The sequence below is a fragment of the Inquilinus sp. genome, from assembly GCF_039594555.1.
Taxonomy (GTDB): Bacteria; Pseudomonadota; Alphaproteobacteria; order DSM-16000; family Inquilinaceae; genus Inquilinus.
Window position 1 is genome coordinate 1 of record NZ_JBCNNF010000276.1, and the last position, 9370, is coordinate 9370.

Annotated in this window: 7 protein-coding genes and 1 pseudogene; 5 read left to right on the forward strand and 3 right to left on the reverse strand. The window is 69.5% G+C overall.

Going from position 1 to position 9370, the window contains the following annotated elements; translation table 11 throughout:
* The 3 genes from tssI to ABDW35_RS24935 form a co-directional block, all read right to left on the reverse strand.
* Positions 1-2362 (reverse strand): type VI secretion system tip protein TssI/VgrG (gene tssI / locus ABDW35_RS24925; RefSeq protein WP_343716561.1); only part of this gene is annotated, 2362 nt, incomplete at its 3' end.
* An 83-nt stretch (positions 2363-2445) separates the two neighbouring features.
* On the reverse strand, positions 2446-2973 hold the full coding sequence (locus tag ABDW35_RS24930) for a hypothetical protein (protein WP_343716562.1): 528 nt from the start codon (positions 2971-2973) through the stop codon (positions 2446-2448).
* A gap of 111 nt (positions 2974-3084) precedes the next feature.
* The gene (locus ABDW35_RS24935) at positions 3085-3561 is read right to left on the reverse strand and encodes a type VI secretion system tube protein Hcp (RefSeq protein WP_343716563.1); all 477 of its coding nucleotides are present in this window, start codon (positions 3559-3561) and stop codon (positions 3085-3087) included.
* A 509-nt stretch (positions 3562-4070) separates the two neighbouring features.
* Here ABDW35_RS24935 and tssA point away from each other — a divergent pair.
* The 5 genes and pseudogenes from tssA to ABDW35_RS24960 all read left to right on the forward strand — a co-directional run.
* On the forward strand, positions 4071-5207 hold the full coding sequence (gene tssA, locus ABDW35_RS24940; RefSeq protein ID WP_343716564.1) for a type VI secretion system protein TssA: 1137 nt from the start codon (positions 4071-4073) through the stop codon (positions 5205-5207).
* A gap of 49 nt (positions 5208-5256) precedes the next feature.
* Positions 5257-5787, forward strand: a complete 531-nt coding sequence (gene tssB / locus ABDW35_RS24945; RefSeq protein ID WP_343716565.1) for a type VI secretion system contractile sheath small subunit — start codon at positions 5257-5259, stop codon at positions 5785-5787.
* Between the two features lie 4 nt (positions 5788-5791).
* Positions 5792-7297, forward strand: a complete 1506-nt coding sequence (gene tssC, locus ABDW35_RS24950) for a type VI secretion system contractile sheath large subunit (protein ID WP_343716566.1) — start codon at positions 5792-5794, stop codon at positions 7295-7297.
* A complete protein-coding gene (gene tssC, locus ABDW35_RS24955) occupies positions 7278-8867 on the forward strand; it encodes a type VI secretion system contractile sheath large subunit (protein WP_343716567.1) in 1590 nt (529 codons plus the stop codon). The genes tssC (ABDW35_RS24950) and tssC (ABDW35_RS24955) overlap by 20 nt, the downstream gene beginning before the upstream one ends.
* 28 nt (positions 8868-8895) lie before the next feature.
* Positions 8896-9370 (forward strand): annotated as a pseudogene (locus ABDW35_RS24960) (SciE type virulence protein); the annotation flags it as partial.

Genomic DNA, 9370 nt, shown 5'->3' on the forward strand with positions numbered 1-9370 from the left:
GGCCAAGGGCCACGCCGGCGCCGTAGTTGGTGACGCCGGCGTGGCCCTTGGCCGAACCGGCCAGGATGTCCATCTCGCCACCGACGGCGCCGTATTGGCCGCGCTTCTCGCCCTTCAGCAGCGCGCCGCCGCCGGAGGCCTCGAAGTCGACGGTCGCCTTGTCCGGCTGGTTGGCGGTCTTGTACTTGATGTCGCCGCCCATGACCTTGGCGGAGTTCGGGCCGTCGCCCTGCTTGCCGGCCCAGGCGCCCTTCTCCGTCCAGCCGGTCTGCGCCGCGCCACCGCCCTGGGCCACGCCCGGGCCTTGATTGGCGCCCTGCGCCCCGGGCGGCGCGGCGAGGTTGGCGTCGGCCACGCTCGGCCCCTGCCCGCCGGCGGCGGTCTGGACCGGGTCCGGCGGCGAGCAGTTCAGCAGGATCGGCGGGCCGTGCGCGTCGATCGCCTCGGCATTCATCAGCACGGTGGCGCCGGCGGCTTGCTGCAGGATGGCCTGGTCGCCCAGGACGTGGACGCCCTGGTTGAAGATGTTGACGAAGTTCGTCGCCGCCCCGCCCTGGCCCTGGGCCGAGAACACCTTGGTCTCGGACTGGGTCTCGACCCCGTCGGCGCTGATCCGGATGCTGTGCTTGCCGTTGAAGGACAGGACGATCTGCGTCTCGTCCAGATGGATCATGGCGCCCTTGTGCTGCAGCGTGATCCCCTTCGGGGTCAGCTGCACCTGCGACGCCTGCACCGTGGTCAGGTGCAGCGTCTCCGCCGCCACGGTGTGGGCATTACCGACCTGCTGCCGCTTGTTGTTTCGGACGATCTCGGTCGCGTCCTTCTGGGCGTGCTGGAACAGCTCCTCGCTGCCTGCCTGGTCCTCGAAGGTCAGCTCATTGAAGCCAGCGCCGCCTGGGCTGGTCGACGACTTGAAGCCGGTGCGCGTTTTGTTCGCCGGCAGCGCCAGCGACGGCATGGTCGTCGGGTTCGGCACCACGCCGACCACCAGCGGCTTGTCCGGGTCGCCCTCGAGATAGCTGACCAGCACCTCCATGCCGATGCGCGGGATGGTCTGTGATCCCCAGCCGGACCCGCCCCAGGGCTGGCTGACGCGCAGCCAGCAGGAGGAGGTGTCGTCGCCCTTGGCGTAGCGGTCCCAGGGGAACTTGACCTTGACCCGGCCGTAGCGGTCGGTGTGGATCTCCTCCCCCGGCGGCCCCACCACCAGGGCGGTCTGCATCCCGTCGATGCGCGGATGCGGCGTCCTCTGTTCCGGCACCCAGCGGGTGGCGGCGGGGATCACCCGGAAGCGGTTCGAATAGCTCGGCGCCGGGCGCTCGCCCATCACATAGGTCTGGTCCTCGGCCGAGTGCACGACCCCGACCACGGCATATTCCGCGTTCTCCGCGGCGATCGGGTGGCCGTACAGCCGGAACTTCTGCGCCGGCGCGATGCGGCGGTTGCCGCTCTCGGCCTCGATCACCTCGAACCCGGCCTCATGCGCCTCGATGCGGCGGCGGGTGACATGGTCGGCGCGGTCCTTGTCCATGAACCGGCCGCCCCAGCGATACATCTCGAACAGGCGGTTCGATTCGATCGGCGCCACCGAGGGCTGGTTCCGTGCCACCGGGGCCTGCGGCGTCTCGAAGTTCCAATCCGCCTCGGCCGCCTGGCCGGGCTTGAACGCGAAGCGCCGGGTCCAGCCGGTCACGTCGTTGAGGTCGACATTGGTGGTGGTGAAGCGGACATCCGGCTCGACCCCGTAGGTCCAGGCATGGGCACCGTCCGCCACCACGAACACATGCCGCGGCGGCGCCCCGTCGCTGCCCGGCTCATGCCGGAACCACCAGCACCAGCCCTCCTCCTCCAGCAGCCGGCAGATGAAGGCGTAGTCGGTCTCGTTGTACTGGACGCAGTATTCGCGCACCGCCTTCGCCCCGATCACCGGCCCGAAATCGTAGTCGCGGATCTTCGCCTCGGTGAAGATCGTCTCGAGGATCTGCTGCGTGGTCTTGTTCTGGAAGATCCGGCAGTCCGAGGTGTGGGTGAACAGCCAGAGCCAGGGCCGGACGTCGAGCGTGTAGCTGCGCATCCCCTCGCCCAGCGCCGGGCCGGCCACCAGCGCCGCGACGACGCCCGACCATTGCCGGCGCTCGCCGCCCGGCAATTCCAGCGACCAGCTGATCGGCAGGCCGACCAGCTCCTTCGGCGTCACGTCCTGGCGCTTGGAGCGGACGCGCAGCCGGAACTCGAACAGGCCGCTCAGCCCTTCGGTGCCGTCCATCACCTCGAGCAGGAACACGTCCTCGCCGAGAGGTGTCTGGACCGACAACAGGCGCCCGGCCTGGGTCAGCGATGCGGTGTAGTCATAAGGGGACATCGGCCACCCCGACCCTTCGGTTCGCCATCCCTCCGGGCCGGATCGGCCGGCCGGCGGGGATGGGCGAGGACGGTATCATACGGTCAGCGGGCCCGCCCCTGCGCGGGATCGGGCGTATAGCGCAAGGCAGCCGCGATCACGGCCAGGGACGCCAGCAGGCGGCTTCCCGCGGGACGCTCGCGATCCGCCGCGACGGATGAACGGCGCCCGGCGGGCCGCTCCCCGAACGCTGCCAGCCGGATCTCCTGCGCGTCGGCGCCCGGCACCAGCCGCGCAAGCTCGGCATCGAAGCGGGCGGCCCCGGGCGAGAAGGCCGTCGGCGGCACCGGTAACTGCCTGGCGATGCGGCAGGCACGGCGGGCGAGATCCTCCTCCGAGGCGGGGTTCGGTGCCGGCGCGGCCTTGGCCGGCAACTGCCAGGCCAGCCGCCCGCGGAAGCTGGGCGGCGGCATGGTGGGGGCCAGCTCGGCAATGCAGGATTCCAGCACCATGACCTGGCGCTGGCGGCGCAGCCGATCCTGCGGGCCGGTCCTGGCGGCAGCCGACGGCGATTCGCCCTCCAGCTCCCACAGCACCGTCCCGACAAGGTTCAGGACCTGTTCCGAACGCATGGACCCCGATCTCCCTCGCTGATTCCCGGCGACACGGCGGTGCCCCCACCGCCGGCAGGACGGACCCGGGCAGGCGGCCTGACGCCGATGCCCGGGTGTCCGTCCCGGCCGTCAGCCCTTCTTGGTGGTCGCGATGTCGTAGCTGGCGACCTGGTTGTTCACCGGCTTATGGTTCTCGTCATAGGTCGTGTACTTCAGGTCGACCTTGGTGAAGTTCAGGGTGATCTCCTCGACCGGGCGGTCGCCCTGCGTGTTGACCTGATAGCCGCTGACCAGCGCGTTGGTCAGCTTGTACTCCATGTAGGTGCTGCCGGGGCTGCCCGTGGTCACCAGATGGATGGTCACGGTCTTGCCCTGATTGCCGGTCGAGGCGGCCTCGAAGAACTTGAGGGACGAGCCGTCCATCGACTTGGTCAGATGCACCTCGCCGACCACCGGCTCGGACGCCTCGCGGTTCTGCGCGGAGCCCGACGGGGTCGTCACCGCCCGGTGCACGCCCCAGTTCATCGCGGCAACGTCGACCCACTTCTTGTGGGTGTCATGCGTCGCGTCACCCTGAATGCCGTCGATCTGCACATAGATCGCCATGATTCTAACCCTCCATATCTTAGGAATGGCTATACGGCTGCTAAAACTCTGCGCCGTCGCCATCGACCATTGCTTACGATTGTGACAATCTGTGGACCGCTTTGACCGATTTTTCAGGGGAACACGCCCTCGGGTCAGCGACGTTGCAGCCATCGCCCAAGAAGTGGAGTCCGATTCACTTTCATTTCCAGAGACAACGGACACCACACTGCCATGAATGGCGAAGCCGTCGAAAAGTCACATTCATCGTTCATCACTTGGGGCATCCATACACGGCTCCCGCGATTCTGGAAGCCGAAACGCCATTAGCGCATTATTGGTTTTCTGGGGAGGTGGAGAATTCCGTCTGGTTCAGCGAAGCGAAATGGGACAGATATCCTTCCGATTTCGCTGCCCGGCGGAGCATTTCACGCGCGGTGGGACGCCGCTATGGTAGGGACGAGGCGGGGCAGCCGGCCCGAGGGAACGGCGCGATGGGGATGGGGTGACCACGATATGAGCGGCGACAGGTGAGCAGTTCGGTGCAGACACCGGCGGTCTTGGATATCGAGGCGCTTGCCGCCCCGGTGCCCGGCCCTGCCCCGCATGGCGAGGATCTGCGCTCCGACTTCACGTCCGGGGCCGACTTCCAGCGCCTGCGCGACCTGCGCACCCGCGTCCGCGCCCAGGAGCGGGCGGCCGACGCCGCCGATGACGACACCCGCCCGGTCGCCGAATGGCGTGAGATCCTGGCGCTCGGGACCGATCTGCTGACCCGCCGCAGCAAGGACCTCGAGATCGCCGCGATGATGGTCGAAGGCCTGGCCCGGCTGCACGGCTATGCCGGGCTGCGCGACGGGTTCGGGCTGATCCGGACGCTGGTGGAGCGGTACTGGGACGGGCTGTTCCCGGAGCCGGACGAGGACGGGGTGGCCACCCGGGTCCGCCCCGTGACCGGCCTGAACGGCGAAGGCGGCGAAGGCACCCTGATCCAGCCGCTGCGGCGGATCCCGCTGATCCACGGCCAGCAGCGGCACTATTCGCTGTGGCAGATCCTGCAGGCCGGCGAGGTCGCCAGCCTCGACCCCGACCAGCGGCAGCAGCGCCTGAACGGCGGCGCCACGGATCTGGAGGCGGTGCGAGCTTCGGCGCAGGACATGGCCGCGGCCGCGATCGACACGCTGCTGGCCGACATCGCGGCGGCGCAGGAAGCGTTCCAGGCGCTGTGCCGGGACCTCGACGAGCGCTGCGGCCCCGATTCCCCGCCCAGTTCCAACATCCGCAACGTGCTCGAATCCGCCCGCGACGCCGTGTTTCTGGCCCTCGGCGATCGGGCAGAGACCCTTCGCGCCCCGCAGGAGGCTTCGGCTTCGGAGCCGGCGGCGCTGGCGCCCGGTTCGGCCGGCGCCGCCGCGTCGCCCGCCCCGGCCGCAGCGGCCCGCCCCGGCGAGATCCGCACCCGCGAGGATGCGCTCCGCTTCGTCGAACTGGCCGCGGCCTGGTTCCGTCAGGCCGAGCCGCAGGCCGTGATCTCCTACACCCTGACGGAGGCTGTGCGGCGCGCCCGGCTGTCGCTGCCGGAGCTGCTCGAAGAGCTGCTGCGGGACGAGACCGCGCGCGGCGACTTCCTGATCACCGCCGGCGTCAAGCCGCGCATCGGAGAGTGACCGTGGAACTGCGCCTTTCCCCCAACCCCCTGAGCCAGGCGAGACGATGATGTCCAGCATTCATGACAAGCTTCAGCGCGTCCGCAAGCCTCGCGTCCACATCACCTACCAGGTGGAAACCGAGGGCGCGGTGGTCGAGAAGGAACTGCCCTTCGTCGTCGGCGTCATGGGGGATTTCTCGGGCGACCCGACCCAGCCGCTGGCGCCGCTGCGCGACCGCAAATTCGTGCAGATCGACCGGGACAATTTCGACGATGTCATGGCGCGCATCGCCCCCGGCCTGAACATGCGGGTGGAGAACACACTGAAGGGCGACGGCAGCGAGTTCGCGGTCAACCTAGCGTTCAAGTCGCTGGACGATTTCGAGCCGGCGGCGGTGGTCGCCCAGGTCGAGCCGCTGCGCAAGCTGATGGAGACGCGCAACCGGCTGCGCGACCTGATGTCCAAGGTCGACCGGTCCGAGGACCTGGAGGCCCTGCTGGAGAAGGTGCTGCAGAACAAGGAGCAGCTGTCGCAGCTGTCCAGTGCCCTGGACAAGGCCGACAAGCCGGCCACGGGCGGCGACGAGACAAAGGAGTAAGGCGATGGCCGTGGAACCCACCCCGCAGGCCCAGGGCGCCGCCCAGGCCACCGAGACGGCCGAGTTCAGCCTGCTGGACCAGGCGATCGGCGCCACCAAGCAGACCGAGCCGGAGCGGGCGCAGGAGCTGCTGCGCACGCTGACGGAAGAGGCGCTGAAGGGCACGGTCACCTATGACCGCAACCTGACGGTCACGCTGAACCGGGCGATCGCCGCGATCGACGAGCAGATGTCGCGCCAGCTGGCCGCGATCATGCACAACGAGAAGTTCCGCAAGCTGGAGGGATCCTGGCGCGGCCTGCACCACCTGGTGCAGAGCAGCGAGACCAGCGCGCAGCTCAAGATCCGCGTCATCAACGTCTCCAAGCGCGACCTGTACCGCGACGTCAGCAAGGCGGTCGAGTTCGACCAGAGCCAGATCTTCAAGAAGATCTACGAGAGCGAGTTCGGCACGCCGGGCGGCGAACCCTATGGCGCGCTGATCGGGGATTACGAGTTCACGAACCACCCCGAGGATATCGAGCTGCTGCAGCATATGAGCCAGGTGTCGGCGGCTGCCTTTGCCCCGTTCATCGCCGCGGCGGGGCCGCAGCTGTTCGGCTTCAACGACTACACCGAGCTGTCGCGGCCGCGTGACCTGGAGAAGATCTTCGAATCCCAGGAATACGCCAAGTGGCGCAGCTTCCGGGACAGCGAGGACAGCCGCTTTGTCACCCTGACGATGCCTCGCGCTTTGGCCCGCCTGCCCTATGGCGCCAACACCCGCCGGATCGAGGAGTTCGGGTACGAGGAGGCACCGGCCGACGCCGGCGGCACGGCGCGGGCCATGGCCCATGACAATTACTGCTGGATGAACGCCGCCTATGTGATGGGCGCGCGGCTGACCGACGCCTTCGCCCAGCATGGCTGGTGCACCGCCATCCGCGGCGCCGAGGGCGGCGGCAAGGTCGAGAACCTGCCGTTCCACACCTTCGTCAGCGACGACGGCGACCCGGACCACAAGTGCCCGACCGAGATCGGCATTACCGACCGCCGCGAGGCCGAGCTGTCGCGCCTGGGCTTCCTGCCGCTGTGCCACTACAAGAACACCGACTACGCCGTGTTCTTCGGGGCGCAGACCACGCAGAAGCCCAAGAAGTACGACCGGCCCGAGGCGACGTCGAACGCCGCCATCTCGGCCCGCCTGCCCTACATGATGGCGACGTCCCGCTTCGCCCATTACCTGAAGGTGATGGCGCGGGACAAGGTCGGCTCCTTCCTCGAGGCGTCGGACTGCGAGGCCTGGCTGAACCGCTGGATCATGAACTACGTGAACAGCAACAAGGACGCCGGGCAGGAGATGAAGGCCAAGTATCCCCTGGCGGAGGCCAAGATCTCGGTCAAGGAGATCCCGGGCTCCCCGGGCGCCTACAACGCCGTGGCCTGGCTGCGGCCGTGGCTGCAGATGGAAGAGCTGACGACATCCCTGCGCATGGTCGCGCGCATCCCCAATGTCGGCGGCAATTCCTGACCCGGCGGCCCGGGCGGTCCCACCCGCGGCGGATCCGGCGCGGCCGGCCGCCTTCGGGCAGGCGCCGCTGGGGCCGCAGCTGGTCGACCGGATCCTGGCGGGCGGCGGCCGCGAGGCCGCCGACGGCGCCGGTCCGGTCGTCGCCTTCCTGGCCGAGACGCGCACGGCCCAGGCCCTGTCGCTGTGGTTCGGGCGCGGGCGCGCGGCCCAGCTGCTGCAGGACCGCCGCGCCTTGCTGGCGGCGCTGGACCGCGACATCGCCCGGCTGGACGCCCTCCTGTCCGCGCAGGTCGACGCGATCCTGCATCATCCGAAGCTGCAGCGGCTCGAAGCCGCCTGGCGCGGCGTCGCCTATCTGGTGCGCATCGCCGGGCAGTCGGACCAGAGCAAGGTGCGCATCCTCGACGTGTCCTGGCCCGAGGTCTGCCGCGATTTCCAGCGGGCGATCGAGTTCGACCAGGGCCACCTGTTCCAGAAGGTCTATGAGCAGGAATTCGGCATGCCGGGCGGCGAGCCGTTCGGCGTCCTGGTGGGGGCGTATGAGCTGAGCCATGTGCCCGGCGCCGACCGGCCGACCGACGACGTGTCCGGGCTGAAGGGCATGGCCCAGGTCTCGGCCGCCGCCTTCGCCCCCTTCGTCGCCGGCGCGCACCCGACCCTGCTGGGGCTGGAGAGCTTCGCCGAGCTGGGGATGCCGATCGACGTCACCCGCGGCCTGTCCGGCCCCGCCTTCGACCGCTGGCAGGCGCTGCGCGAGCTGGACGATTCGCGCTTCCTGGGGCTGACCGCGCCGCGCGTGCTGATGCGACCGCCCTGGCCCGATGACGGCAGCCGCACCGACGGCTTCCGCTACCGCGAGGACGTGTCGGCCCCCGACCTGTCGGGCTATTGCTGGGGCCCGGCCAGCTTCGCCTTCGCCGGCACGCTGATCCGCGCCTTCGACAGCTTCGGCTGGTTCGCCGAGATCCGCGGCGCCTCGGCCCTGGGCGGCACCGGCGGGCTGGTGACCGACCTGCCGCAGTTGTCCTTCGGCACCGACCGGCCCGGAATCGGCGTGCGGTTCGGGACGGATGTCGAGCTGACCGACGCGATCGAGAAGGACCTGTCCGACCTGGGCCTGATCGCCCTGTGCCGGGCGCGCGACACGTCGCACGCCGTGTTCCACGGCAACGCCTCGCTGCAGCGGCCCAGGACCTACGATTCCCAGGCCGCCACCGCCAATGCCGGGCTGTCGGCGATGCTGCAATACGTCTTCTGCATCAGCCGCTTCGCCCATTACGTGAAGATCATCGGCCGCGACCGCGTCGGCGCCTTCCAGACCGCCGAGGACTGCCAGGAGTTCCTGCGCCGCTGGCTCTTGGACTATTCGATCTCCAGCGACAGCGCCAGCGCCGAGCAGCGTGCCCGCTTCCCGCTGCGCGAGGTCGATGTCGCGGTGCGCGAGCTGCCGGGCCGTCCCGGCCTGTACAGCTGCACGATCCATCTGCGGCCGCATTTCCAGCTGGACCAGGTGGCGTCGGGCTTCCGCCTGGTCACCGAACTGAACGCCCCTGGCGCGCGGGCCGCGTGATGCCCGCGCCCCGACCGAGGATGCTGCGATGAGCGACGCGACCGACCATTTCCAGGCCGGCCGGCTGGCCGACGCCGTGGCAGCGGCCCTGGCCGAGGTGAAGGCCAGCCCGGGCGACACCGGCAAGCGCGTCTTCCTGGCCGAGCTGATGTGCTTCACCGGCGATTTCGAGCGCGCCGACCGGCAGCTCGACGTCATCGGCGACCAGGATCCGGGCGCGGCCCTCGGCCTCGCGCTGTTCCGCCAGCTGGTGCGCGCGGCCCAGGCCCGGGCGGAGTATTTCAGCGCCGGCCGGGTGCCGGAGTTCCTGGCCCCGCCCGAGGCGCATCTGCAGGCGCTGCTGGCGGCCGGGATCGCGCTGCGCGAGGGCCGCGAGGACGAGGCGGCGCGGCTGGCGGCGGAGGCCGAGGCCATCCGCCCGCCCTGCCCCGGGCGGATCGACGACACCGACTTCGACGACTTCCGTGACATCGACGACATGGTCGCCCCGGTGTTCGAGGTGC

What these genes read in the sequence shown, in the direction of transcription:
- ABDW35_RS24935 (WP_343716563.1), bottom strand. Translation starts at nt 3,561, where the DNA reads ATGGCGATCTATGTGCAGATCGACGGCATTCAGGGTGACGCGACGCAT.
- tssC (WP_343716567.1), top strand. Translation starts at nt 7,278, where the DNA reads ATGTCGGCGGCAATTCCTGACCCGGCGGCCCGGGCGGTCCCACCCGCG.
- ABDW35_RS24930 (WP_343716562.1), bottom strand. Translation starts at nt 2,973, where the DNA reads ATGCGTTCGGAACAGGTCCTGAACCTTGTCGGGACGGTGCTGTGGGAG.
- tssC (WP_343716566.1), top strand. Translation starts at nt 5,792, where the DNA reads ATGGCCGTGGAACCCACCCCGCAGGCCCAGGGCGCCGCCCAGGCCACC.
- tssB (WP_343716565.1), top strand. Translation starts at nt 5,257, where the DNA reads ATGTCCAGCATTCATGACAAGCTTCAGCGCGTCCGCAAGCCTCGCGTC.